The sequence below is a fragment of the Rhizobium sp. 01T417 genome, from assembly GCF_056398905.1.
In genome coordinates, this window is sequence record NZ_JBFTQH010000009.1 from 113,920 (window position 1) to 139,746 (window position 25,827).

General features: G+C 60.2%; 19 protein-coding genes and 1 tRNA gene. 6 read left to right on the forward strand and 14 right to left on the reverse strand.

Translation table 11 applies throughout. The features are described from left to right. Nucleotides 1–91 precede the first annotated feature (91 nt). Nucleotides 92–1,036, reverse strand: coding sequence for a polysaccharide pyruvyl transferase family protein (locus AC1DPR_RS12235; protein ID WP_477816415.1), 945 nt, complete (start codon nt 1,034–1,036; stop codon nt 92–94). A 141-nt stretch (nt 1,037–1,177) separates the two neighbouring features. Between AC1DPR_RS12235 and AC1DPR_RS12240 the strand changes: the two genes are divergently transcribed. Beyond that, nucleotides 1,178–1,921, forward strand: a complete 744-nt coding sequence (locus AC1DPR_RS12240; protein WP_062375956.1) for a hypothetical protein — start codon at nt 1,178–1,180, stop codon at nt 1,919–1,921. Between the two features lie 152 nt (nt 1,922–2,073). Here the strand turns inward: AC1DPR_RS12240 and AC1DPR_RS12245 are convergent. Then, nucleotides 2,074–2,150, reverse strand: a tRNA-His gene (locus tag AC1DPR_RS12245). Nucleotides 2,151–2,277: 127 nt separating this feature from the next. Further along, a complete protein-coding gene (locus tag AC1DPR_RS12250) occupies nt 2,278–2,727 on the reverse strand; it encodes a phasin (RefSeq protein WP_477816416.1) in 450 nt (149 codons plus the stop codon). Between the two features lie 215 nt (nt 2,728–2,942). Here AC1DPR_RS12250 and AC1DPR_RS12255 point away from each other — a divergent pair, with 215 nt between their 5' ends. Further along, entirely contained in the window at nt 2,943–6,617 is a 3,675-nt protein-coding gene (locus tag AC1DPR_RS12255; RefSeq protein ID WP_477816425.1) for a PAS domain-containing sensor histidine kinase, read from the forward strand. Nucleotides 6,618–6,840: 223 nt separating this feature from the next. Here AC1DPR_RS12255 and AC1DPR_RS12260 read toward each other — a convergent pair whose 3' ends face one another. After that, nucleotides 6,841–8,793 (reverse strand): acetoacetate--CoA ligase, encoded by a 1,953-nt coding sequence (locus tag AC1DPR_RS12260; RefSeq protein WP_477816417.1) that lies wholly within the window; start codon nt 8,791–8,793, stop codon nt 6,841–6,843. 163 nt (nt 8,794–8,956) lie between these two features. On the opposite strand from AC1DPR_RS12260, the gene AC1DPR_RS12265 reads away from it, so the two are divergent. Then, nucleotides 8,957–10,837 (forward strand): AsmA family protein, encoded by a 1,881-nt coding sequence (locus AC1DPR_RS12265; protein WP_026371747.1) that lies wholly within the window; start codon nt 8,957–8,959, stop codon nt 10,835–10,837. Here the strand turns inward: AC1DPR_RS12265 and AC1DPR_RS12270 are convergent, their stop codons facing one another. From AC1DPR_RS12270 to AC1DPR_RS12290, 5 genes are all read right to left on the reverse strand, one after another. After that, nucleotides 10,838–11,656: an ABC transporter permease gene (locus AC1DPR_RS12270; protein ID WP_477816418.1), complete on the reverse strand. Its 819-nt coding sequence runs from the start codon at nt 11,654–11,656 to the stop codon at nt 10,838–10,840. It abuts the gene before it with no gap. Nucleotides 11,657–11,658: 2 nt separating this feature from the next. Continuing rightward, nucleotides 11,659–12,570 carry an ABC transporter permease subunit gene (locus AC1DPR_RS12275; protein WP_018856841.1) on the reverse strand — a complete coding sequence of 304 codons (912 nt, stop codon included), beginning with the start codon at nt 12,568–12,570 and terminating at the stop codon, nt 11,659–11,661. Between the two features lie 3 nt (nt 12,571–12,573). Beyond that, nucleotides 12,574–13,716, reverse strand: a complete 1,143-nt coding sequence (locus AC1DPR_RS12280; protein WP_018856840.1) for an ABC transporter ATP-binding protein — start codon at nt 13,714–13,716, stop codon at nt 12,574–12,576. A 93-nt stretch (nt 13,717–13,809) separates the two neighbouring features. Next, nucleotides 13,810–14,910 (reverse strand): polyamine ABC transporter substrate-binding protein, encoded by a 1,101-nt coding sequence (locus tag AC1DPR_RS12285; protein ID WP_062375939.1) that lies wholly within the window; start codon nt 14,908–14,910, stop codon nt 13,810–13,812. Nucleotides 14,911–15,036: 126 nt separating this feature from the next. Then, the gene (locus AC1DPR_RS12290; protein WP_113470045.1) at nt 15,037–16,449 is read right to left on the reverse strand and encodes a short-chain fatty acyl-CoA regulator family protein; all 1,413 of its coding nucleotides are present in this window, start codon (nt 16,447–16,449) and stop codon (nt 15,037–15,039) included. Between the two features lie 191 nt (nt 16,450–16,640). On the opposite strand from AC1DPR_RS12290, the gene aceA reads away from it, so the two are divergent. Next, on the forward strand, nt 16,641–17,930 hold the full coding sequence (gene aceA, locus AC1DPR_RS12295) for an isocitrate lyase (protein ID WP_018856837.1): 1,290 nt from the start codon (nt 16,641–16,643) through the stop codon (nt 17,928–17,930). Nucleotides 17,931–17,952: 22 nt separating this feature from the next. After that, the gene (locus tag AC1DPR_RS12300; RefSeq protein ID WP_025659502.1) at nt 17,953–18,189 is read left to right on the forward strand and encodes an SMc00767 family acetate metabolism repressor; all 237 of its coding nucleotides are present in this window, start codon (nt 17,953–17,955) and stop codon (nt 18,187–18,189) included. Between the two features lie 17 nt (nt 18,190–18,206). Here AC1DPR_RS12300 and AC1DPR_RS12305 read toward each other — a convergent pair whose 3' ends face one another. Beyond that, nucleotides 18,207–19,076, reverse strand: coding sequence for a LysR family transcriptional regulator (locus tag AC1DPR_RS12305; protein WP_018856835.1), 870 nt, complete (start codon nt 19,074–19,076; stop codon nt 18,207–18,209). Between the two features lie 87 nt (nt 19,077–19,163). On the opposite strand from AC1DPR_RS12305, the gene AC1DPR_RS12310 reads away from it, so the two are divergent. Beyond that, nucleotides 19,164–19,397 (forward strand): hypothetical protein, encoded by a 234-nt coding sequence (locus tag AC1DPR_RS12310; protein ID WP_113470046.1) that lies wholly within the window; start codon nt 19,164–19,166, stop codon nt 19,395–19,397. Here the strand turns inward: AC1DPR_RS12310 and AC1DPR_RS12315 are convergent. From AC1DPR_RS12315 to AC1DPR_RS12330, 4 genes are all read right to left on the reverse strand, one after another. Continuing rightward, complete coding sequence (locus AC1DPR_RS12315) at nt 19,370–21,211, reverse strand: methyl-accepting chemotaxis protein (protein WP_025659505.1); 1,842 nt, start codon at nt 21,209–21,211, stop codon at nt 19,370–19,372. The genes AC1DPR_RS12310 and AC1DPR_RS12315 overlap by 28 nt on opposite strands. Before the next feature lie 165 nt (nt 21,212–21,376). Then, the gene (locus AC1DPR_RS12320) at nt 21,377–23,905 is read right to left on the reverse strand and encodes a methyl-accepting chemotaxis protein (RefSeq protein ID WP_018856832.1); all 2,529 of its coding nucleotides are present in this window, start codon (nt 23,903–23,905) and stop codon (nt 21,377–21,379) included. A 324-nt stretch (nt 23,906–24,229) separates the two neighbouring features. Continuing rightward, nucleotides 24,230–24,373 (reverse strand): hypothetical protein, encoded by a 144-nt coding sequence (locus AC1DPR_RS12325; RefSeq protein ID WP_018856831.1) that lies wholly within the window; start codon nt 24,371–24,373, stop codon nt 24,230–24,232. A gap of 150 nt (nt 24,374–24,523) precedes the next feature. Next, nucleotides 24,524–25,705, reverse strand: coding sequence for a BaiN/RdsA family NAD(P)/FAD-dependent oxidoreductase (locus AC1DPR_RS12330; RefSeq protein WP_198011811.1), 1,182 nt, complete (start codon nt 25,703–25,705; stop codon nt 24,524–24,526). Between the last annotated feature and the right edge of the window lie 122 nt (nt 25,706–25,827).

A 25,827-nucleotide genomic window follows, 5' to 3' on the forward strand; every position in this document is an offset into this window, starting at 1 on the left:
GCTCTGGCTAAGCTTTCCGGGTTCGCCGGTGATAAGCCTTTGAGACCGACCATTCTTGGAGAGCGATCAGGATGGCCCAGAATCTTGGAAGTCACTTGAAAGGAAAAGACGAAACTAGCTGGTCAAGCAACTGGTTGCTTGGCGTGGAGACAGTTAGGTCTTCGCCCTTGATTCCATTGCTCAATATTTCATGGAACTCGACCGGAGGCGAAAACGCAACTCCTCGCTGTGCCTCATAGTCTCTGAACTTGAAGCCATCGCCTTTAATAGAGTTTTCCGGCGCTACCCACCTTGACGGTACAACGTACGCATCGGCGACAATGAGCCCGTGCAAGCTGCTGGAGACGATCACGTCACACGCCGAAATCAACTCGCAAATCTCCTTCGGCTTCTGCAGGAGATCGACAATCTGCCATCCTTTAGGAAGGCTGCTCGCGTACCTGTCCCTGAAAAGCGGAAGGGTTGCAAAATGAGGGATAATTCCAACAGCGAATTGCTTAATGCCCCGCATAGGCCAGAGCCTGGGGAGAAGGAGAGCCGGGTCGCCCAACGGCAAACGTTGCTTCACTCTCGCGGCCGTGAGCGGCCCGCGGACGGCATGAAATTTCAATCGTTGCGGCCACACGGCCGCAGAATTCTCGTTCATGAAACCCGAGCCCCAGACATGCAGCGTTCTCCAGGGACGTCTTGAAAGAAGCGGAACACTCGCGCCCTTCTTTCTTCTGTAATAGGAGTCCAGAATGCTGCCAACGCCGAGGAGTTCCGCGGAGCCATGCTTGACGTAGTTGGCTTTGAGGCCAAACATTCCCTCCAGCAAATCAGCCATTAGGTTGTCGCCGAAGTTCTCCGCCTCCTGACCGAACCGGCTACCTACGGAAGCCGCATATACATTAATAGTCCGGGACATCACATACGCTCGCAGAGCCAAAGACTTCGATCTGAAGCAGATCGAGGTAATCGGCGGTTGACGCTTCGAACGGAAAAACACCAAGGGCGCGATCTCATTGGCGCTGAATTTTCTCCTTTCAGATGCCACGAAAAGCCCAGTCGCGTTCTTGAGTTTGCCCTTTCTCTTACGATTTTTTTCACTACGGACTCCAAATCCATGTCGGGTTCGCATACAGGGTTGCTTGGGCGAAAGCCAGCCAATTGGTGGCAATCTGTAGGTGACGCAAAAGTGAAAATCGACGTAACGATCATTGCCGGTCGTCGACCGGAACTCCTGCGCGCGACACTGGACAGCTTCTCCCATCGAGCATTTGCCCACCACGATGTGCAAAACGTCTTCGTAAATATTGATCCCATATTCGGAGACGAGGCTGACTTAGGGGCCTGCGTCGAAGTCGTAAGGCGCTACTTCCCATCACCTGTTATTTTCACGCCCTTTGACGCGGGCTTTGGTTCCGCGGTGAAAAGGCTCTGGTCGTCGACGACGAGCGGCTTCGTCATGCACCTGGAAGACGACTGGCTGGCGTTGGATGACATCGACTCTCGCATCGAGGCTTGTTTCGAGTCTGAGAACGTCAAGCAGGCATCATTCCACACTGCCAATCAAAACTGGGACATAGCGAGGCGGGGATATCTTCATAGGCGCAGGCGCTACACGACCATCTTAGGCATCAAGCTTCCGCTTCCTAGAACTTATCCGAAATTCACGACATCTCCCTCGGTTATTGAGGGCAATTTCGCCAGGATGAGCGCCGTTCTTATGGACCCGCTCTTCGATCCGGAGAAGCAATTCTATTCAGGTGTGAATTCGGCCTTGGAGCGCGCCGTCGCAGGCTACGATAACTATATATTCTCTCCGGACCGCAAGCCGATAGTTGAGGACACCGGACGCACGTGGCGGGAAGAACGGGGGATCTCGAAAAACATTCGCAATGCCACCTCTTTTTGGGAGGGCGCGGACGGCGGAAGYTGACCCGACGAGCTTTCGGCGGTATTGYCACGCCAATTGCAGAACGCCTAGACCTTCAACGCGCCAGATGTTCGAGACAAGTTCCAAGTAGCATTCCCGGAACATGGTTCCCGGGCGGGCAGGGTCGGTTGTACTCTGATTTCATTGTGGAAGAATGGTACGGTTGGGGGGTCTCGAACCTCCGACCTCAGGTGCCACAAACCTGCGCTCTAACCAACTGAGCTACAACCGCACAAGTCGCGTCCGACGCGACGGGGGTCACATACGAGGACTTGGAAATTAATTCAAGCCCTATCTCGCCCCAATATACAAAAAGGCCGGACAAATGGTCCAGCCTCTTCGTGTGTCCTGTTAAAGAATCAGGCCGCCTTGAAGGAGGCCATGACCTTTTCAGCTGCTTCCTTGGAAGGCTTCGCAAGCTTTTCGGCAACCTGCTTGGAGGTTTCCTGCATGGACTTCGCCTGCTCGATCGTCAGCTCGACCTGCTTGCGCAGGAAAGTCGTCTGGAGTTCGACGAGCTCGGCGACCGACTTGACTGCAAGCAGCGCTTCCATGTGGGTCAGCGAGTTTTCCGCGTTCGTGCGCAGAGCGTCGATCGCCTTGTGGCCGATTTCAACAGCGCCGGCCTGGGCAGTCTGAACCGTGACTTCGAGCGTCTTGCTCGCTTCTTCGCCGGCGCTCTTCATCTTGGCATAGGCCTCACGCGACTGCTGTGCGCCCTTTTCCGCGAAGTCGCGGAAAGATTCAGTGAACTTCGAAGGATCAAACGACGACATTGAAAAAACGTCGTCCATCTTTATGTTAGCCATTGGTTTGCGCTCCTTTTGCCTCGGCATGCGTGATGGCCTCGTAGGTTAGATGTCCATTATATAGCGCAGATTTTTGTGCATTGCAACATACTTGTGCGGCGCACAATGCGTTAACCTTTCCAGCCGAAAGCCGGACGCCGTTCTGGACCCCGTTCCGGGCTATCGTTATTAATAGACTATTAATTTTCACGATGACCGAAGCCGAAGGTTCGATCATGCCCGCAGTGCAGTACCCGTTCATCGACATCGCCGTGCATGCCCGGGTACGGGAACGCTTTTCGCGTGGCGAAGCGATGGTGCTGCTGTCGGCGGATCTCGGCCGCGCGCTCTGGGCGAACGGCGCCGGCGCCGAGCTCTTCGGGCAATCGGCGGTCTACGATCTGCTCGACCAAGGCATAAATGCGGCTGACATCACCTTTCGCCAGCTGGAAGCCACAGCCCGGCAGCTCGTGAATGTCGGCGACAGCCGCAACTTTATGATCCGCATTGCCCGGGGCTTCCAACGTGTTGCCGTTCAGGCAACTGTCGAACTGATCCGCCTTTCCTCCGGGGAGCGCGCGGTTCTTCTGTCCCTGCCGGTTGCGACCAACGCCCTGTCGATCAAGGCATCCGCCGAACGGATGCTCAAGGGACTCGACGATCCGGATACGCATATGGCTGTGATCGGCGCCGACGGCGAAATCATCGCCGCGTCGCCCGGTTTTGCCGCGCTGGGCGTCACGGAGCAAACCGCCAAGGCCATGACGACGCTTGCGGGCGGCCACGCGGACCGATTGGTGAAACGGCCCGTTGCCACCGGCAAGGGCCTCCTTCCGGCCGCCGTCGGACGACTCAGTGACGAGCCGGCCCTCAATCTCCTATTCGCCGTTGAAACCGTCATCGGGCATCTCGACCCGATCGACTCTCAGGCGCCCGCAGAGGACTTTTCCACAGCCGCCGTTAACCATAAGGAGGCACCGCAGGTCGCGAGCTTTGTCGACGCGATCGATGCCATTGCTGGCATCGAGGACATGGAAGAGCTTCCCGAGGAGAACAATCACGAGGGCGAACCCGAAGCCATGACCACGGAAGCTGCCGCAATCGCCGAGGAGGCGATCGGCGCTGAAGCGATGGGCCAGGAAGCCGAACCGCTGCCGGCTCCGACGGACGAGGCTGCCGAGGAACCGAACGCAACCGAGACAACGCCGGAACGCCTGACGGATGAACCCGCTGTGGCCGCTGCCGTCGCATACAGTCCTGCGGAAGCACCAGCAACCGAACATGTCGGAGCCGCCGCCGATCAGGATGCCGCCGTCGCCCCTGAGATAGAGCAGTCGGAGCCAACCCGGGCCGCCAAGGCGGGTACCTTTGAGTTCAATCCAAATAGCCGCGCGACCCGATTTGTTTGGAAAATCGACGCGGCGGGACGGTTCAGCGAGGTGTCGAGCGAATTTGCCGAGGCGGTCGGACCACATGCGGCTGACGTCGTCGGCACGCCCTTCAGCGATGTTTCGGCACTCTTCAATCTCGATCCCGATGGCAAGATCAGCGAAGCTCTGGCGCGGCGCGACACATGGTCGGGCAAGACAATCAACTGGCCGATCGAAGGGACGAGTCTGGCAGTCCCGGTCGACCTCGCGGCCCTGCCCACCTACACCCGAAGCCGGGAATTCGACGGTTTTCGCGGCTTCGGTGTCGTGCGCCTGTCCGATGCCGCCGAAGATCCTTTGGCGCTAGGCCTGACACTTGGCCCGAACGGCATCGACGCTGCAGCGCTCGAGCAGCAGGCGGAAACCTCTGAAGACGCAGCGTTGTCGGCGCTCGCCGATGAAGTGGCGACCAGCGAGCCGACGGTGGTGGAGACGGCCGCCCCGGCTTTCGAGCCGGCTGCAGAAGAGGCCGCAACCACCGAAGCTGACATTGAGGCGACACCCGAGCCGACGAAACCACAACCATCAGCAGAGCCGCCGGCCCTGCGGATCGTCGAAAGTCCGAGCCGCCGCCTGACCGACAAGATCGTACAGCTCCACGGGGCCGGGCCGCAGCTCACCTCCGCCGAGCAGGCAAATTTCCGCGAGATCGCCAAGCGTCTCGAAGCCTTCGGCGTTCGCGAGCCGCGCAGCGACGACGAGCCTCGGGTAAGCGAAACCGGGAAGCGCGACATCGCGGCAGCGGAAACTCCGAAGGCCAGTATGCATGCTGATCAATCCTCCGCATTCGAGGACGATTCGGTAGACGCCTCGCCTGAACAGAAAGAGGGTGACGAGGCACAGCCTTCTGTCAACGAACCCGAGACGGTCACTTCGGCCTCCGCACCCGACGACGGTGTGACCGAGGGGTTGGAAGAAACCGTCAGCCAGATGGATATGCTGGCGAGCTTCATTCCGCCGCGCGCAAAGATGGGCGCCGGCCTGTCCGCGGCTGCCATCGACCAGCTGCCTGTCGCCGTCCTCGTCCATGCGGGCGACCAGTTGATCCACGCCAACCCGGAATTCATGCGACTGACCGGCTACAAGTCGCTGGAAGCCCTGGGCGAGGTCGGTGGCATCGATGCGCTACTGCAGCGCTCGGAGCTCGAAGGAAGTGCCGGCCGCTCCGGTTCGATGATGCTGGTAACGGTCGATGATAGTCTCGTTCCGGTCACGGCGCGGCTGCAGTCCATTCGCTGGGAGGAAAGCAGCGCCTTGATGCTGGCGTTGATGCCGGCGGCAAGCGACGCGGCAGTTCGCGCGCGCCCTGCGCCGCCCGCAGAGCCTCGTTCGTTCGAAAGGATGCTGGAGAAGGTCGCCAAGCTGCAGGTGGAAGTCGAAGAACTGCGCTCGATCCTGGAAACGGCGACCGACGGCGTCGTGGTGATCGGCGCTGAAGGCGACATCCGCTCGATGAACCGCTCGGCAAGCGCGCTGTTCAACTACGATGAGGACGAGACCCGCGGAAAGCCCTTCGTCATGCTGTTTGCGCATGAGAGCCAAAGAGCTGTGCTCGATTACCTCGGCGGCCTCTCGGGCCACGGCGTCGCAAGCGTGCTTAACGATGGCCGCGAAGTCATCGGACGCGAAGCCGGCGGCGGCTTCGTGCCGCTGTTCATGACGATGGGACGCCTCACCTCCTCGAGCGGCTATTGCGCGGTCATCCGCGATATCACCCAGTGGAAGCGTACCGAGGATGAACTGCGCAGCGCCAAGAGCGCAGCGGAGACGGCGAGCGAACACAAGACCGACTTCCTCGCGCGCGTCAGCCATGAGATCCGTACGCCCCTCAATGCGATCATCGGCTTTTCCGACATGATGGCGAGCGAGCGCTTCGGCCCGATCGGGCATCCGCGCTATGTCGAGTATGCCAACGACATCGGTCGTTCCGGACGCCATGTCCTCGATATCGTCAACGACCTGCTGGATATCTCGAAGATCGAGGCCGGCGAAATGGACCTCGATTTCGGCGCCATCGACCTGAACGAGGCGGTTTCGGAGGCGGTCTCGCTCCTCCAGCCGCAGGCCAACAGCCAGCGTGTCATCATCCGCACAGCCCTATCCCAGGCCGTGCCTGACGTCGTCGCCGACCTCCGTTCGGTCAAGCAGATTGCACTCAACATCCTGTCGAACTCGATACGGTTCACGCCGGCGGGCGGACAGATTGTCGTCTCCACCTCCTATGAGGCAAACGGCAGCGTCGTCTTGCGGGTGCGCGATACCGGCGTCGGCATGACACGGAGCGAACTGGACCAAGCCATGAAGCCGTTCCGTCAGGTGTCCGCACAGTCTCGGCCGCGTGGCGAAGGTACGGGACTCGGCCTGCCGCTGACCAAGGCGATGGTCGATGCCAACCGGGCCATTTTCGCGATCAGTTCCGCACCCAACGAAGGCACGCTGGTAGAGATCGCCTTCCCGTCACAGCGGGTCCTTGCAGGCTGAGCCAAAAAAGGCAGCCGGAGGGGCTGCCTGAGAGTTGGGGTGTGCTGTTCAACAAGGGCTTAGTTAAGCAACATCATGTTTCAGGAGCCCAAGGCTCCGGCTGCCTCGTTCATCTGCAGCCCCAAGTTAAATTCATTCATGACCAACGTTTCTTAACGAAAAGTTGCCGCCGCCTTCAATCTGTTAACGGTGAAAGCTTGTAGTGGCCGGTTGCACCCGTTGCTCACGCGCGCAGTTCGGCAAGCCCCGCGAAGAGATCCAACGCCTCCGGATTGGCAAGCGCCTCCTTGTTCTTGACCGGCCGACCGTGGACGACCTCGCGCACCGCAAGTTCAACGATTTTCCCCGATTTGGTGCGAGGAATATCGCTGACGGCAATGATCTTTGCCGGCACATGCCGTGGCGAGGCGCCTGTGCGAATGCGGCTCTTGATCGCCTTCGTCAGGTCATCGGTCAGGAATACGCCGGGCGCGAGGCGCACGAACAGAACCACGCGGACATCGTCATCCCATTCCTGGCCGATGCAGAGAGCCTCCGCGACTTCGCCCATCTGTTCGACCTGATTGTAGATCTCCGCGGTTCCGATGCGGACGCCGCCGGGATTGAGGGTGGCGTCAGAGCGCCCGTGAATGATGATGCCCTCGTGCGCGGTCCACTCCGCGAAGTCGCCGTGGCACCATACATTGTCGAAACGCTCGAAGTAGGCTGCCCTGTACTTCGCCCCATCAGGATCGTTCCAGAACATCACGGGCATCGACGGAAAGGCCTTTGTACAGACGAGTTCACCCTTTTCCTGGCGAACCGGCCGGCCCTCGTCGTCCCACACATCCATCGCCAGGCCGAGGCCCGGCCCCTGGATTTCGCCACGCCAGACTGGCTGCAAGGGGTTGCCGAGGACGAAGCAGGAGACAATATCCGTGCCACCGGAAATAGATGCGAGTTGCACGTCTTCCTTGATGCCTTCGTAGACAAAGGAGAAGCCCTCCGGCGAGAGCGGCGATCCGGTCGATGTCATCAGCCGAAGACTGGCGAGGTCGTGAGTGGTGCGCGGCGTCAGCCCGCTCTTGCGCACCGCGTCGATATATTTCGCCGAGGTCCCGAAAACAGCAAACTTCTCGGCTGCCGCAAAGTCGAAGAGCACATTGCCGTCAGGCGCGAAAGGCGAGCCGTCGAAAAGGCAAAGCGTGGCACCTGCCGCCAAGCCGCTCACCAGCCAGTTCCACATCATCCAGCCGCATGTGGTGAAATAGAAAAGCCTCTCGCCGGGTTGAATTCCGCAATGCAGCCGGTGTTCCTTGAGGTGCTGCAACAATGTGCCGCCGACCGAGTGGACGATGCACTTCGGAACGCCGGTCGTTCCCGATGAGAAGAGGATATAGAGCGGATGCGCGAAGGGCAGGCGCGTAAACTCGACAGAACGCGGCTCGAAGGGCGCGATGAAGTCGTCCAGCGTCTTGGCGCCGGGTGTTTCGTCTGCGACCGCGGCGGCATCCCCTGCATAGTGGACGACGAGGCATGGCGCGCCTAATTGCTTCGTCACGGTCGCCACCTTGGCCTTCACGTCCTGCAGCTTGCCGCCATACCAATAGGCGTCGCAGGCGATGAAAAGCTTCGGCCCGATCTGGCCAAACCGGTCAAGAACACCCTGCTCCCCGAAGTCGGGCGAACAGGACGACCAGATCGCGCCGATCGACGCGGCCGCCAGCATGCAGGCCACCGTCTCGGGCATGTTCGGCATCATCGCCGCAATCCGATCTCCGGGACCGATCCCCATTGCCTTGAATGCCTGCTGCAACCTGGAAACCAGGCCACGCAGCCGGTCCCAGCTCCAACGATCGGCAACCTTGTCCTCCCCCCGAAAGATCAGTGCATCGTCAGCGCCTTCTCCGGAAAGCAGGTTCTCGGCAAAATTCAACATCGCATCCGGGAAGAAGCGCGCATCGAGCATGACATCGCCATCGAGGAGCGCGCGTGCTCCGCGCTCGCCCTTGACGCCGCAGAACTCCCAGACCGATGTCCAGAACCGTTCCCTGTCGGCGACAGAAAAAGCGTGCAAATCATGGTAGCTTGTCAGGGAGAGATCGAAGTCACGGTTGCACTGCTGCATGAAGGCGTACATCGGGCTCGCTTCGACCGATGTACGCCAAGGCATCCAGAGTGGCTTATCGTCGCGCATTCGAGACTTCTCCTATTTGTTCGCCTGTATACCATGCAATATCAGCTTATAAAGGGAGTGACGAGCAAAGTCAGAGGCTCGCGTTTGCATGCAGCTTGCATTTGATATATCGGGCATTTCAGAGCATTAACGGCGGCGACGGCCGAAAATACCGGCGGAATTCATGGGTACGTCAAGACAACCGCGATGGCGGAAGAAAATCAGACCCGTGTCACGCTGGCTGCCTGGCTTCGCCCGGCTTGCCACAGCCACCCTGCTTGTCGTCTTGTCGATCTTCGTGGCGCTTCGTGTCGCCGCCCCCTACCTGATTTCAACCGGCCTCGTTCGCTCCGGCATCGAGGATGCCCTGTCCAAATGGGCCGGCTATCGTGCCGAGGTCGCGGGCAAGCCGGTCATCGAATTCTGGCCGACGCCTCGCATCACCCTCAGCAAGATCTCGGTTCACCAGAAAGGCGACAGCAATAGGCTGCTCGGAACGATCGAAAGCCTCTCCGCCGAGTTCAGCCTGATCGATGCGATCCGAGGGCGCGCGAGCTTCCACGAGTTCCACCTTTTCCGCCCAAACCTGCAACTCACCCGTGAAAGCAGCGGCGTGATCGACTGGACCAATGAGGGGCTTCTGGCGCGAGCGATCTCAGGCGCGCGTGAGGAAGGTGGAAGAGAGGTTCTAGATCGGAAACTGGATGCCGCCGTCGGTGCCATCACAGTTGAGGATGGCACCGTCAACGTCGCCGATGTCGCAAGCGGCAGGACTTATCGCTTCGAGGGTGTGACCGCCGACGTCAGCTGGCGCAAACTGTCGAGTCCGATTACCGCCGTGCTGATCGCACGGATGAGTGGGCAGGATCTCAAGCTCGATTTCTCGTCCCCCAGCCCGCTTCTCATTTTCGGCGGCAACAAGGCCGAAATGAGCGGATCGCTGACTTCGAGCCTGCTCACGGCACGGTTCCAGGGACTCGCGAACATCTCGCATCTCTTTGACCTCTCCGGCAACATGGCGCTAAACATCCCCGATCTGCCGGCACTGTTGACATGGGCCGACCGCTCGCTGCCGGGTATCGCGACCCTCAAGACCTTCTCGATCGAGACCGATGTCGCTTCGGTTGCGAACGGATTCCGCTTCGACAATGTCAATATGAGCATGAATGGGTCGAATGCGAAGGGCGTGATGGACGTAGCCTTTCCGCCAGGCAAACGCGCCAAACTCGGCGGCACGCTGGCCTTCGACCAGATGAATTTCAGGTCGCTCTTCGATGCATTCGTGCTTCGTCTGGCCGCCGGCGAGGCTGGCGGACGGCCTGATGGCGGTGCGCTGCAGAAACTCGATCTTGATCTCCGGCTTTCCGCGAAACAGGCCCTCATCGAACCTTTCATCCTCTCCGATGTCGGAGCGGGCATCATCGTTTCCAGCAACGAGGCAAAGTTCGACATCGGTGACAGCGAGTTTGAAGGCGGCTCCCTGTCCGCTCATCTCGAGGCGATGCGCGGTGATTTCGACGGCGGCGGCAAACTGCAACTGTCGATCCGCGGCGCCGACTTCGCCGGGCTGATCGAGCGGCTTCAGCTGAAGGGGCCACTCCCCCTTGCCACCGGCTCTCTCGACATGTCGATCAAAACGACAAAGCCGCTCTGGAAGGTCGAAGCCGGCGACGTGACGGGCAGGATCGCTTTCCGCGCGCGCTCGGGCTCGCTTCCGGGCTTCGATGCGGAGGCCGTACGCGAAGAAGCCACGCGCGCGGACTTCTTCACGCTGAACGCGGTATCCCACCGTGCCTTTGCCTTTGACAATTTCGACATCGCCGCCGATCTCGCCGATGGCGTGGCGACCATCCATGGCGGCCGTATCGAAGGTCCCCAGCAGACGCTGATCCTTTCCGGCGTCATCCCATACCACTCGAATGGATTGGCACTGTCGGGGACGATCGAAGCAACTGACCCGACAGCATCGACGAGTTTCCCGCCTCTGCCGTTCTTCGTTGGCGGCGCGTGGCCGGAGCCGGTGATCTCCCCGGCTCCCGTCACGCAGCAGGGATCGACCAAATAATCACGGCGCGTTTGCAGCCGCACGTTCGTCACGCTCGCGCTGCAGTTCACGGCGTTTCGTGATGGTGGAGGCGCAGACGACGCCAATCGCCACGACTGCAATGAGAATAGTGCAGACCGCGTTGATTTCAGGCGTTACCCCGAGACGGACCTGGCTGTAGATCTTCATCGGCAGCGTCGTCGCCCCAGGGCCGGAGGTGAAGCTCGCGATGACGAGGTCATCCAGCGACAGCGTAAAGGCGAGGATCCAGCCGGAAAGCACGGCAGGCGCGATGATCGGAAGCGTCACTTCGAAGAAGGTCCGCACCGGTGGTGCGCCAAGATCCTGCGCCGCTTCCTCAATCGACCTGTCGAACGTCAACAGTCGCGACTGCACAACGACGGCGACGAAGCACATGGTGAGCGTGGTGTGCGCCAGCGCGATCGTCCAGAAGCCGCGGTCGAAACCGATCGCCACGAACAGCAGTAGAAGCGACAGGCCGGTAATCACCTCGGGCATGACAAGCGGTGCATAGACCATGCCGGAAAACAGCATGCGGCCGCGAAAGCGCGTGTAGCGCACCAAGGCGATCGCGGCGAGCGTTCCAAGGACCGTTGCCGCCGTGGCCGAAAGGAGGCCGACGCGGATCGTCACCCAGGCGGCATCGAGCAGAGCCTGATTGTGCAGGAGCGAGACGTACCATTTGGTCGAGAAGCCGCCCCAGACAGTCACCAGCTTCGACTCGTTGAAGGAAAACACCACCAGCAGGACGATCGGCAGATAGAGAAACGCAAAGCCGAGCGCGACGGAGGCGATGTTGAAACGGGTCCATCTCAGCATGTCTATCTCCCCTGCTCGTCGGCCTTGGCCTGCGCGTTCTGGAAGAACACGATCGGGATCACCAGGATCAAGAGCAGGATCGTCGCCACCGCCGAGGACACCGGCCAATCGCGGTTGGAGTTAAACTCGTTCCACAGCGTCTTGCCGATCATCAGCGTCTCCGATCCGCCAAGCAGGTCGGGGATAACGAACTCGCCAACCGCGGGGATGAACACCAGCATGCATCCGGCAACCACACCTGGCAGCGACAGCGGGAAGGTTACCCGCCAGAATGCGGTAATAGGCGTGCAGCCGAGATCCTGCGCTGCCTCGATCAAGGTGCCGTCCATCTTTTCCAGCGAGGAATAGAGGGGCAGGACCATGAACGGCAGATAGGAATAGACAATGCCGATGTAGACCGCGACATTCGTGTTCAGAATGATCAACGGCGTATCGATGGCGTGCACCGACAGTAGCAGCTGGTTGAACAATCCCTCCGGCTTCAGGATTGCGATCCAGGCGTAGACGCGGATTAGGAAGCTCGTCCAGAACGGCAGGATGACGAGCATCAGTAGCGTCGGACGGATGCTGCGTGGGGCCTGGGCCATGCCGTAGGCGATCGGATAAGCAATCAGCAGCGTAAGGAACGTCGATACGCCAGCGATCACGACGCTCGATATGTAGGCGTTCAAATAGAGCGGGTCGTCGAACAGATAGCTGTAATTCTCGAAGGAAAAGGTGCGCATCTTCGCCCAGAACTCGGCCCAGCCGTCAGCCAGAGCAAAGACCGGCTCGTAGGGAGGCATGGCGATTGCCGTCGTCGAGAGCGATATGCGGAAGACGATGAAGAACGGCGCCATGAAGAACAGCAGCAGCCAGACATAGGGAATGATGATGACCAGGCGATTGTAGAATGCGGAACCGAGCTTGCCCATGGTTCAATCCTTGAGGAGGACGCCGGCATCCTCGGCGAAGGTAATCCAGACTTCCTGGTCGTAGGTGAACGGGTCGTCGACAGCGCGCTGCGCATTGAGGAGCGAGGCCTTGACCACCTTGCCGCTCTTCAGCTTCACGTGGAAGACCGTCATGTCGCCGAGATAGGCGATGTCCCACAGCTCCCCGGACGCCGCGTTTACCCTCGGATTGGCTGGCGGCTTGCGCGAGACCTTCAGCTTTTCCGGACGGATGGCAAAGCCGACTGGCGCGCCCATTGCCGGCTTTTCGGGAGTGACGACACTGATCGAGAAATTTTCGTCGACGGCGATCTCGACGGTGCTGTCGTTCGTGCTCGCGACCTTGCCATCAAAGATATTTACGTCGCCGATGAAGTCGGCGACGAAGCGGGAATTCGGCGCCTCGTAGATCTCCGCCGGTGTCGCGACCTGGATGACCTTTCCGTGGCTCATGACCGCAATGCGGTCCGCCATGGTCATCGCCTCCTCCTGGTCGTGGGTGACCACGACAAAGGTCAGGCCGAGGTTTTGCTGCAGGTCCATGAGCTCGAACTGTGTTTCCTCGCGCAGCTTTTTGTCGAGCGCGCCAAGCGGTTCGTCGAGCAACAGCACCTTCGGTCGCTTGGCAAGGGAACGCGCCAGGGCCACGCGCTGGCGCTGGCCACCGGACAGCTGGTTCGGCTTGCGCGTGGCGAACTTCTCGAGCTTCACCATCTTCAGCATCTGCAGAACGCGCTCGGTGATCTCCTCTTTGGGCATGCCATCCTGGCGCAGGCCGAAGGCGATATTCTTCTCCACCGTCATATGCGGAAACAGCGCATAGGACTGGAACATCATGTTGACCGGTCGCTTGTACGGTGGCGTTCCAGCCATGTCGGTACCGTCGAGGACGATTTCGCCCGAGGTCGGCTGCTCGAAGCCTGCAAGCATGCGCAGCAGCGTGGATTTCCCACATCCGGAAGCCCCAAGCAGGGCAAAGAACTCACGATGATAAATATTCAGGGACAGGTCATCGACGGCGGTGAAGTCACCGAACCGCTTCGTGACGTTATTGAACGATATGAACGGCTTCGATGCCGGGTCTGCCCACGGCGCAAAGGAACGGCGAATATTGCCAAGTGACTTCATTATGTGCCCCGAAAAGTCATTTTGAGAACCGACGTCCCCGCAATCGGCATGATAAGGAAAGGCCCGGGCGTTGCCGTCCGGGCCTGATACTCTTTACTGGCCGGTGACGACTTTCGTCCAGATCCGGGTCGCCGTGCGCTGCGTTTTCGGATCCCATGGGGTGACGCTATAGAGCTTCTTCATCACGTCCTCGCTCGGATAGACCGACGGGTCTTCGAGGATTTCCTTGTCGATGAACTGCTGCGACGCCTTGTTGCCGTTGGCGTAGAATACGTAGTTGCTGGCCTTGGCGATGACTTCAGGCTTCATCATGTAGTTGAGGAATTCGTGCGCCTCGGCAACATGCTTGGCATCCGCCGGGATCGCCATCATGTCGAACCACATCTGCGCGCCCTGTGACGGAATGGAGTAACCGACCTCCACGTCGTTCTTGGCTTCGGTCGCACGGTTGGCAGCCTGGAAGATGTCGCCGGAATAACCGAAAGCGATGCAGATGTCGCCGTTCGCCAAGGCGTTGATGTATTCCGAGGAGTGGAACTTGCGAACGAAGGGCCGTACCTTTTCCAGCATTTCGCCGGCCTTCTGCAGATCGGCCGGCTTGCTCGAATTGGGGTCAAGTCCGATGTAGGTCAAGGCAGACGGCAGAACGTCCTTCGGCGCATCGAGGACATAGATGCCGCAGTCCTTGAATTTTTCCGCAACCTTCGGATCGAAGATGACTTCGAGGCCCGGCGCCTTTGCGTCCGGCCCGAGGATTTCGGCGAGCTTTTTCTTGTTGTATCCGATCCCGTTGGTGCCCCACATGTAGTCCACCGCGTATTCGTTACCGGGGTCGTACATGGCGGTGCGCTGCTGGATCATATCCCACATATTCGAAAGGTTCGGCAGCTTGGATTTGTCGAGCTTCTGGAAGACGCCGGCCTGGATCTGGCGCTGCAGGAAGTCGCCGCTCGGGACGACAACGTCATAGCCGGTACCGCCGGCGAGCAGCTTGGTTTCAACCGTCTCGTTGGAATCGAAGGTATCGTAGACGACCTTGATGCCGGTTTCCTTGGTGAAGTCTTCAAGGATGGAGCTGTCGATATAGTCCGACCAGTTGTAGACGTTGACCACCCGCTCCTGCGCAAAGGACGGCGCAGCGGCGAATGCAAGCACAACGGCGCTCGCTGCAAGTCTTGCGAATGTTGACCTCATGATATCTCCTGTCTTCTTCTTGCTTTGTGGCGCCTGTAGACGCCGACCCTCTGGTTTTGCAAGCAGACTAGAAATGTTTTTGTGAGCCCACAAGCGCAAAAACCTGCACTCTCAATCATTTCACAATCATTGAAAATCAAAGCTGCTGAGGCCCGCAACCATCTCGTCGAGGCCCAATGGTCGTGTGACCGGCGGCTCGGCGCGTGAGAGGCATCCGCGCCGTTCGCAAAGGCGGCAAGCAGGTCCTATCGCAACTGGCTGCTGAGACGTTGCGACCTGGCCGTAGACCGACGCTTCGCCGGCGGCAGCGTCGCAGCCGATCTGCAATGCGGTGCGCCTGACGCGCTCGCCGAACGCGGCGTTCGGCCCTTCAAGCGTCCGGGAGACCGTGAGATAGCGGGCGCCATCCGGCATTTCGACCGTTTCGGCAAGGATCTGGCCCGGCTGCAGGAAGGCGGCATGAATGTTCAGCTTGGGACAGCCGCCGCCGAAACGCGAATGCGGGAAACCCTGCGCCCCAGCCCGCCGCAGTCGGTGACCGGCGGCGTCGATCTCAATCATAAAGAAGGGAATCGCGGAAGCGCCCGGTCGCTGCAGCATGACCAGCCGGGCTGCGGCCTGCGCATAGGAAACTCCGAAGCGGGAACGGAGGATATCTACATCGTATCGGCTGCCTTGGGCCGCGGAGAGAAATGGCCCATAGGGCATGGCAAGCGCCAAGGCGCCGTAACGACAGAGTTCGAAGCGCGCTATCCGCTTCGCCTCCGGCGTCGACAGCGCCAGACCATCGAGTTCCGCCAGGATCGCATCACGCAAGGCGAGCGTTGCCACCTCGATGGCGATCTCATGCGCCTGATCGGCCGGCGACAGGCGCTCGGAAACGAAGAGCCGCATCGAGTGCCGGTCGAAGCGGCGCCGCAGATCGGGCATGACGTGAACGGGAAGGACACGCACGCTGATCCCGCGTTCCGCCCGCAGCCACTCCCTGAACGCGGCCGGCAGATCGCGCGTCTCGGCAAAGCGGGCCAGGAAGGTCTCCGCCGCAGCCTCCAGTTGAGAGAAATAGGCGGAGCGCCGCTCCATGATATCGCGGACCTCGTCGGCCGGCAGCCGCGCACCGGCGAGCGGTACCTGCCCCGCGCCGGCCGTCAACGACGTCAGGTCCGACAGGCGGCTCGCCTGTTCGCTATAGGCCCGGTACAGCTTGATGATGCCGCTTGCCGCGTTGGGCGCGGCCTCCGCGACCTCCACGAGTTCCTGGTCGCCGGGAAGCTCGCCGGCCAGGAGCGGATCCGTAAAAATCTCGCGCAGCTGGTTGAGGCTGCCGCCGCTCTCGTCCCTCAGCTCCTCCAGATCGACTTTGTAGACCGACGACAGCTTCAGGAGCAGTTGCACCGTCAGTGGCCGCTGGTTGCGCTCGATAAGGTTGAGATAGGATGGAGAGATGCCAAGCTCCTCGGCCATCGCTGACTGAGTCAAACCGAGGCCGTTGCGAATGCGCCGGACCTTTGGCCCCGCAAAAATCTTGCGCTCCGCCATGTGACAATCCTTTACAAAAGTCCGCGCAGATAACTTTACAATACTTTACAAATTGACAGAGCCAGCCTGTCAAGGCTTTGCATCCTAACTCGTTTCTGATGGCTACTCCATAGAAAACTCTGGTCTTTTTCCGAGATCTGTAAATTCTGTCAATCATCCAAACTGACCACATAATCTGCAAGGAGCATAAGATGACAGAATTTGACAAGCTGCACCGGGACCTTCCAGCTGGGCGATTCAATGGGGTTGAGCGTCCCTACTCGATCGATGACGTCAAGCGGCTGCGCGGCTCCGTCGAACTGCGCTATTCCCTCGCGGAAATGGGCGCCAAGCGGTTGTGGCAGCTTCTGCATCAGGATGATTTCGTCAATGCTCTCGGAGCCCTGTCGGGCAATCAGGCGATGCAAATGGTTCGCGCCGGATTGAAGGCAATCTACCTGTCCGGCTGGCAGGTCGCCGCGGATAGCAACACCGCCTCGGCCATGTATCCGGATCAATCCCTCTATCCGGCAAACGCCGGTCCGGAACTGGCCAAGCGGATCAACCGGACCCTGCAGCGCGCCGATCAGATCGAAACATCAGAGCAGAACGGCCTCTCCGTCGAGACCTGGTTTGCGCCGATTGTTGCTGACGCGGAAGCAGGCTTCGGTGGCCCGCTGAACGCCTTCGAGATCATGAAGGCCTATATCGAGGCCGGTGCAGCCGGCGTCCATTTCGAGGACCAGCTGGCGTCGGAGAAGAAGTGCGGCCATCTCGGCGGCAAGGTCCTGATCCCGACCGCAGCACACATCCGCAACCTCGATGCGGCTCGCCTCGCCGCCGACGTCATGGGTGTTCCGACGCTCGTCATTGCCCGCACGGATGCGGAAGCCGCCAAGCTACTGACCTCAGATATCGACGAACGCGACCAGCCCTTTGTCGACTACGATGCCGGCCGCACGGTCGAAGGCTTCTATCAGGTTCGCAACGGGCTCGAGCCGTGCATCGCCCGTGCCGTCGCCTATGCACCGCACTGCGATCTCATCTGGTGCGAGACGTCGAAGCCGGATCTCGAGCAGGCACGCCGTTTTGCCGAGGGGGTCCACAAGGTGCATCCCGGCAAGCTGCTCGCCTACAACTGCTCGCCGTCGTTCAACTGGAAGAAAAACCTGGATGACGCGACGATCGCCAAGTTCCAGCGCGAACTCGGCGCAATGGGCTACAAGTTCCAGTTCATCACGCTTGCCGGCTTCCACCAGCTGAACTTCGGCATGTACGAACTCGCCCGCGGCTACAAGGACCGGCAGATGGCTGCCTATTCCGAATTGCAGGAGGCGGAGTTCGCGGCGGAGATCAACGGCTACACCGCGACCAAGCATCAGCGCGAAGTCGGCACCGGTTACTTCGATGCCGTTTCGATGGCCATCACCGGCGGACGTTCGTCGACTACGGCGATGAGGGAATCCACCGAACATGCACAGTTCAAACCAGCAGCAGAATGATCGCACCAAGGAGGAGAATGCCATGCCTACTCTTGCACGCGTCAAGGAACGCGCTGAAGAACAGTCCACCTGCATGACCACAGACCAGCAGACGACGATCCGCACGCTCGCCAACGATCTGCACCGACTGAACCAGTCGGTCATGAAGGCGGTCGATGCCGGTGTCTCCGTCGAGATCGTTCGCTCGGCGAGACACCACGGCGGCGACGGTAACTGGGGAGATCTTTTGATCCCCATCATAGTCGCGGGGCGCAACTGAGATCGCGGCGGGCGCCCTCAACTTCGGCTGGCGCGCCTGCCCGCAAACAGATCGACATAGCTCTTCAGCAATTTCGTCATGCGATCGGCAACGGTCCGGATTTCCGGCCGGTGCCGATCCTCGTTGTTCATGACGATCCACTGCCGGTGGCGCAATTCCGGCAGTTCGCCGCCAAGACGCTGCAGTTCGGGATCGAGGTCGCCGACGAAGCATGGCAAGACCGCCTTGCCCGCCCCTCCTCTCACCAGCTCCAGCAGCGAGCGTGGCCGGTTGACCGTTGCAACGATCAAGCCGCCTGCATTGCGGTGCGGCCAGCGGAGATAGTTCGAGATCGCATCCTCTTCGGAGACGGCCACCCACCTGTCCTCGGTCGCGTCAACATTGCGTCTCGTATAGACCGCGTAGGCCACCTCGCCCAGCAGGCGGGCGGCAAGGTTGCTTTCTTCGGGCTCGAAGGCGCGGATGCCGATATCGCTTTCCCTGTAATTGAGGTTGGCGCGCGCTTCGCCGACCGTCAAAGAGATAGCGAAGGCATCGCCGGGTTTGCGGATCGCGGCGAAATTCTCCGTCAGAAGCCACGCGACCCAAGTGCCGGCGGCAACCTTGACCGTCGCACCAACGCTCCCGGCCTGCCGCCAGGCGTCAATCTTGCGCGCCGCGGCCTCCATGTCCTGCAGATGATCCAAAAGGACCTGGCCATCCGCGGTGAGGCTGTAACCCTTCTGGCTGCGGATGAAGAGCGCCTTGCCGATCTCATGCTCGAGATCGAGCATGCGACGACCAATCGTGGCGGGACTGAGCCCGCTCGACGCACTGGCGCCCGTCAGCCCGCCGAAGCGAGCGACCTGCACGAATAGCTGAAAGGAATCCCATTGTGTGTTTTTCATCGATGAAAAACATAGTGAGGAAATTCCCGTTTATAAACCAAATTTCGAGGAATAACTAAGGCGATGCCCATATAGAAGGACATCGCCATGATCACTCTCATCGCCGTCGCCCAGATTGCAGACCTGCTAAATGGCAGTCGTGACAAGTACTCGGCAAAGGCCGAAAGCGAATTCTACGAGAGCCTCGGCAGCTCCCGCGCGGTCCGCTTCGCGGCTTTCCTCACGTCTCCGTGGCTATGGAGCGGGAAGCGCCGCTCCGGAAGAACGGACGCTTGCCGATCCGGGAACGTCGGTCACGCCGCATGCCTCACGCGGTCGTAATTCTGGGCGGCTTCGAACCGGAACTGCTGTACCAGCGTCATCAACGCATCGGCCTCGTTGGCGAGCTGGCGGCTCGCCTCGGTCGTTTCCTCGACCATGGCGGCGTTCTGCTGCGTCATCTGGTCCATCGCATTGACCGCGCCGTTGACCTCCTGCAGGGCAGCGGACTGATCCTGGCTTGCCGTCGCAATCATTTCGACATGGCTGCTGATCGCAATGATCTCCTGGCTGATCGCAGCGAGCACGGCACCGGTCTTCTGCACAAGGCCGGAGCCTGCGGTAACCTCGCGCGTCGACTTCTCGATCAGCCCCTTGATTTCGCGCGCCGCATCGGCGGACCGCTGTGCAAGTTCGCGCACCTCCTGCGCAACCACGGCAAAGCCCTTGCCCGCCTCGCCAGCCCGGGCGGCTTCGATACCGGCATTCAACGCCAGAAGGTTCGTCTGGAACGCAATGTCATCGATGACTTCGATGATCTGCTCGATCTGCTTCGACGCCTCTTCGATACGGTTCATCGCCGCGACCGCGTCGGTGACGACAGCGCCTGAACTATCGGCGTTTTTCTTGGTCGCGGACACGGCATCATTCGCTTCGCGGGCACGTACAGCCGACGATTTGACGGTCACGGTGATTTGCTCAACTGCGGCCGCCGTCTCCTCCAGGTTGGCAGCCTGTGCTTCCGTACGCTTCGAAAGCTCATCGGCAGACGCCAGCATCGCGCCGGAGTTGTTCTGGATCGAAGCGGTGTTGTCGCGAATGCGCGCCAAGGTTTCCTGCAGCCGCACGAGCGACGCATTGAAATCGACGCGAAGCTGCTCAAGGCGACCGACAAACGGCGTCTGGATCGTCTGCGAAACATCGCCCTGCGCCAGGCGCCCCAAACCGGCGGCGAGCTGGTTGACGGCGAAGTCGATCTGGCCGTCAAGCGCGCGCTTCTCGGCGTCGTTGCGGGCACGTTCACTATCGCTAAGCTGCCGCTGTTCGGCCGCCTGCATCTCCAAGTCCTGGCGGGCGCGGGCGTTGTCGCGGAACAGCGCGAGCGCGCGTCCGATCGCGCCGAATTCGTTCTGCTTCTCAACGCAAGGGATCGGCCTGTCGAGATTGCCGTCGGAAATCGTATGAATGGTCGCCGTCAGCGCCTCGAGCGGCCTGATGGACGCCCGGATGGCGAAGTAGGCTGCCACGCCGACGAGCAGCAATACCGCTACACCGACACCGGCCACCAGCATCAGCAGTTGCTGCAGGCTGCTGTAATAGACCTCCATCGGGATGCCGATGAACAGGATGCCGACGTTTGAACCGGCCGTGTTCTTCACCGGAAAATAACCTGTCATGAACTTCCGACCGAAAAGGTCAGCCGGGCCGTAGTAGGCCTGCCCCTTGGCCAGTACCGCCTGCGCGGGATGATCCGCCGCGAGCTTCGTGCCGACAGCGCGGTCGCCGTTCTCTTTCTTGACGTTCGTGGAAACACGGACGTAGTCGCTGCCTTGGCGTTCAAAGACGGTGGCAACGCCAGCAATCGACTGTGCGGTGCGATCGACCAGAACGTGATCGCCGAGCGATGGCAGCTTTTCCTCGGTTACCCCGGCAAGCTCGTTGTTGCTCACGTCGACCTTCACTCCGGCATCGCTCGCGCCGTAGAGGACCGCCATCGTCCTGCTTGCATCCTTGGCGTCAGACACGGCGCTCGTCATCACGTAAGCGCTCAGATTGTAATAGGTGGCGCAGACGATCGCTGCGGTGCTGAAGACGAGTAGAACGAGTGTGATGGCGACGATCTGACGTACGATGGAAGCCGAGAACAGGCGTAGCATAGGTATCCCCTGAGACGTAAGCCCCGGAGGCTAATGCGAAAATTTAAAGAAAATCTTCAAAAAATTGATAATCGTCGAAAACTTAAAAAGACGCGGCCGATATTCGGAAAAACAGAAGAACCCGGGTATACCGGGGCCTTCCAAGCGCTTGTTTTGGTCGTCGTCTTATGCCGCGCGGTAGACGCTCGCCTGCATGTCGCCGTCGATCTTGAACTGCTGGATGAGCCGCAGCAGTGAATCCGCCTCGACCGCAAGCTCGCGGCTTGCTGCCGTCGTCTCTTCAACCATGGCCGCATTCTGCTGCGTCATCTGGTCCATCTGGTTGACCGTCGCGTTGACTTCACCAAGTGCGCTCGACTGATCATGGCTCGCGCGGGCGATCGTTTCGACATGCTGGCTGATCGTGACGATCTGGGCACTGATCTTCGCGAGCACCGTGCCGGTCTCCTGCACGAACTGCGAGCCGGAGCTGACTTCGGTGGTCGACTTGTTAATGAGACCCTTGATCTCCTGCGCCGCAGCAGCGGAGCGCTGCGCCAATTCACGCACTTCCATGGCGACGACGGCGAAGCCCTTGCCGGCTTCACCGGCGCGTGCTGCCTCGATGCCGGCGTTCAGAGCCAGCAGATTGGTCTGGAATGCGATCTCGTCGATGACGCCGATGATCTGTTCGATCTGCCGGGACGCCGCTTCGATCCGGCCCATTGCGTCGATCGCGTTGCTGACGACAACTGCGGAGTCGTCGGCGCTGCGTTTTGCCTGACGCACGATCTGATCGGCGTCCTTGGCCCGCTCGGCCGAAGAACGGACCGTGACAGTGATCTGGTCAACGGCAGCGGCGGTTTCCTCCAGCGAAGCCGCCTGCTGCTCAGTACGCTTGGAGAGGTCTTCAGCAGACTGAGCCATCTGGTTGCCGTTGCCCTGGATCATCTCGACGTTGTCGCGGATCTGGCTCATGGTGGCCTGCAGGCGCATCATCGAACCGTTGAAGTCCTGGCGGAGCTGCTCGAGGCGACCGATGAACGGCGTGTCGATCGTGGTCGAAATATCACCCTGCGACATGCGCTCGAGACCGGAGGCAAGCGCATTGACAGCAAACTCGATCTGGCGGTCCATTTCGCGCTTCTCGGCGTCGTTGCGCTGGCGTTCATGCTCGGCCGCGACGCGCTCTTCCTCGCTCTGCTCCTCAATGCGGATCTTGGAGATCGCATTTTCCTTGAAGATGCCAAGCGCGCGGGCAATGTCGCCGATTTCGTCATACCGCTGGTCGCCCGAGATGTTGGTGTCGAGCGCACCATCGGCAATGCGGCGCATCGCGGCGGTGATCTGGCCGATCGGGCGCTGCAGCGTCAGGACAAGGGCAATGCCGCCGATGATCGAAACCAGGATGCCGAGGCCCGTCGTCAGCACGGAGATGCCATTTGCCTGGGTGCGCTCGGCACCGGCGCTCTTCTTCTGCAATTCGGCAAACGTCGTGAGCTGCCCCCAGACGGCATCAAGCTGCTGGCGAGCGGATGCGTAGTCGGTGACGCGCTGGTTGATCGTGTCGACCAGGCTCTGCGCATCCTTATCCATGGAGGCAAGGGCAGGCGACATTGCCGCGACGATGTCTTCCGCGAAATTCATGCCCTTCGCGCTGGCGAGCAGCGTGTTTAGGTTGGTGCCGAGCGTCGCGATCTCCTGATGCAGGCGGACGCGATTTTCCTTGCCAGGCTTGGCAGCGAACTCACCGAGCACGAGTTGCAGCGAGTAGATCGCGCTCTCCAGACGGCGCGTGTCTTCGAGAACAGAGTTCGTCTGCGCGATACGGCTGTCGAGCTCGACGAAGGTCGTCGTCGCTGCGCGCATCATCTGCGTTGCCGTCAGCTGGGTATAGGTCGACATCTGACGGAAGCGGGAGACAAGTCGCCCGAGATTGGCGATCGCCTCGTCGGTGCCGGCATCGGCCGCCGTTGCCTGCGCCTTCACGTCGCTGATCGTCTGCGACAGCGACTGTGTCATGCTCTTCTGGTTCGCGGGGACCGAAATCTCGATCAGGCGCTGCGCCTTTGCGATAGCGGGAATGGCGTCCGTGACGACCTTCAGCTTGTCAGCCGGCAGCTGGGCCTTGTTGAAGTCGGCCATGACGGCCGCAAGGGTATCACCGCCCTTCAGCAGGCGGTCGGCGGCGCGCAGCGTTGCAGTGGCGTTGCCCTCATCCTTGCGGATGTTTTCCTCGAGTTGCTGCGCATCGTAGTTGACGTTGAAGCGGCTGGTGATCATCACCTTCTGCGCGTCATCGATCGACTTGCGAAGGGCGAGCTCCTGCTCGTGCAGGGTCCAGAGCTTGCCCACGGTGTCGGAAATTCCCGAGGTACCGTCGATGGCGGCAAGAAGGTTGTCGCGACCGCCATTGTCGCCGATCTGCTTCAGCGTGGCGTTCAGCGTGCCCTGTTGCGTCTTGATGTCCCCGTAAAGCTTGTCACGCGCTTCCTGGCTGGTCATTTGCAGGAAGTCGTCCATGGAGCCATAGAGATCCTTGAACCCGCTGAGCGACTGCAGGACGCTGTTGGAGATTTCCATACGTCCCTGCAGCATGCCCGAAGCATAGAGGCCGGTCAGGCCGACGGCAGAAATGCTCACGACGAAGGGCAATACAAAGATCAGGACCTTGGTCTTGATCTTGAAACGGGAAAGAAACTTGTCAATCAACATAGCGGTTCCGGCCTTCCATACACCACTCCTCCCGCCGGCCGCCTGGCGGGGCGCCGACCGAGTGCATCGAGCTGCTTTATTGGAACATTGGAGTCCCGGACGGCGAGGCCCGGTCGGCAGTCATTGCCGGTTCGCCTCACGCCAACGCGGAAGCGCCCAAAAAATCATCGAGCAAGTTTTGCAGAGGATGTCTTAATTTTCGGATAAGCGGAAATTACGGATAGCCGCAATCAAATCGATTTTAGCGGTGGTCAAATCGATTTGGCCCAGAGATGGCCGGCGGCCCGAATGCGGCCGATGCTCACAGATCCGAGATCGGGAGTGTCAGAACCAACGTGCGAGGAGGAGAGCGGCCACGGCGGCCAATGCACTGGCAGAGAGGACGAAGTAGCGTGCGGCAACGAGCTTGTTGTCGGGCTTGGCTTGAGCGATTGCAATGGCGCGGGCGCGTCGTGCGTTCCTGTTCATTTTGCAGAACCTCACTTCATTTCTGACACAACAATCCAACAAAACGACCTGTTGGTAAAGCTCTATTTAGGAAGTGCTTTTCCATTCCGTCATGAGGCAGGATGGCGCACCCTTCTTAAGAACTCTTGAATCGAGCAGATAGTTTCGCGCCTATAAAGATTCACCGGCGACGAAGCCCGAAGCCCAGGCCCACTGGAAGTTATAGCCGCCGAGCCAGCCGGTCACGTCGACACATTCACCGATGAAATAGAGGCCCGGAATACTCTTCGCCGCCATGGTACGGGAGTCGAGCCCCGTCGTATCGATGCCGCCGAGCGTCACTTCGGCAGTCCTGTAGCCCTCAGAGCCGGACGGCTTGATTTTCCAGCTTTGTATCGCTTCGGCCAAACGCGCCAGGACCTTGTCGGAAAGATCGGCCATATGGCCGACGATGCCTTCTCGGTCGGCCATATATTGCGCCAGCCGCTTCGGGAGTATCTCGGCCAGCGCCGTCTGAGCGGACTGCCGGCCATTCACCCTTTTCGCCGCCTTCAGATGTTCGAACAGATCGACATCGGGCTCGATGTCGACGGTGATGTCCTCGCCCTCGCGCCAGTAGGAGGAGATTTGCAGGATCGCAGGCCCGCTGAGGCCGCGATGGGTGAACAGCAGGGCTTCGCGGAATGCTGTCTTGCCGTGACGGATTTCGGCTGGCGCCGATATGCCCGACAGGTCGGAAAGGCTTTCGAGCGTCGCCTGATCCAGGGTCAGCGGCACAAGTCCAGGCCGCGTCTCCACCATGGGAAGGCCGAACTGCTCAGCAATGCGATAGGCAAAGCCCGTGGCACCCATTTTCGGGATAGACTTGCCGCCGCTCGCGATCACCAGCGAGCGACATTCATATGCCCCCTCCGACGTCGAGATGCGGAAGCCTTCGCAGCTCTTTTCCACGTCCGCGATCTCGGTGCGCAGATGCAACGCCGCTCCGGCAGCCTGCATCTCATCGAGAAGCATGCGGATGATGTCCTTGGCGCTGTCGTCGCAAAACAGCTGCCCAAGCGTCTTCTCGCGCCAGGCAATCCGATGACGATCGACCATGGCAATAAAATCCGAAGGCGTGAAGCGCGCCAGCGCCGACTTGCAGAAATGCGGATTGGCGGAGAGGAAGCTCTTCGGGCCGGCGTGAATGTTGGTGAAATTGCAGCGCCCCCCCCCGGAGATGCGGATCTTTTCGCCCGGCGATTTCGCATGGTCGAGAACGATGACCGAGCGGCCGCGCTGAGCGGCGCGAATGGCGCACATCATGCCGGCTGCGCCCGCGCCGATGACGATCACATCGCTTTTTCGCTGCAAAACCACTTCCCTTGTCGAAAGGCATCTTCTTTTTCCATCAAGAGGCGAAAGTCAACGTGCGTCCCCCTCGCCAATTGCCAAACTCCAGCTATGATGCCGTCACGATCAACGCAAACCGGTGT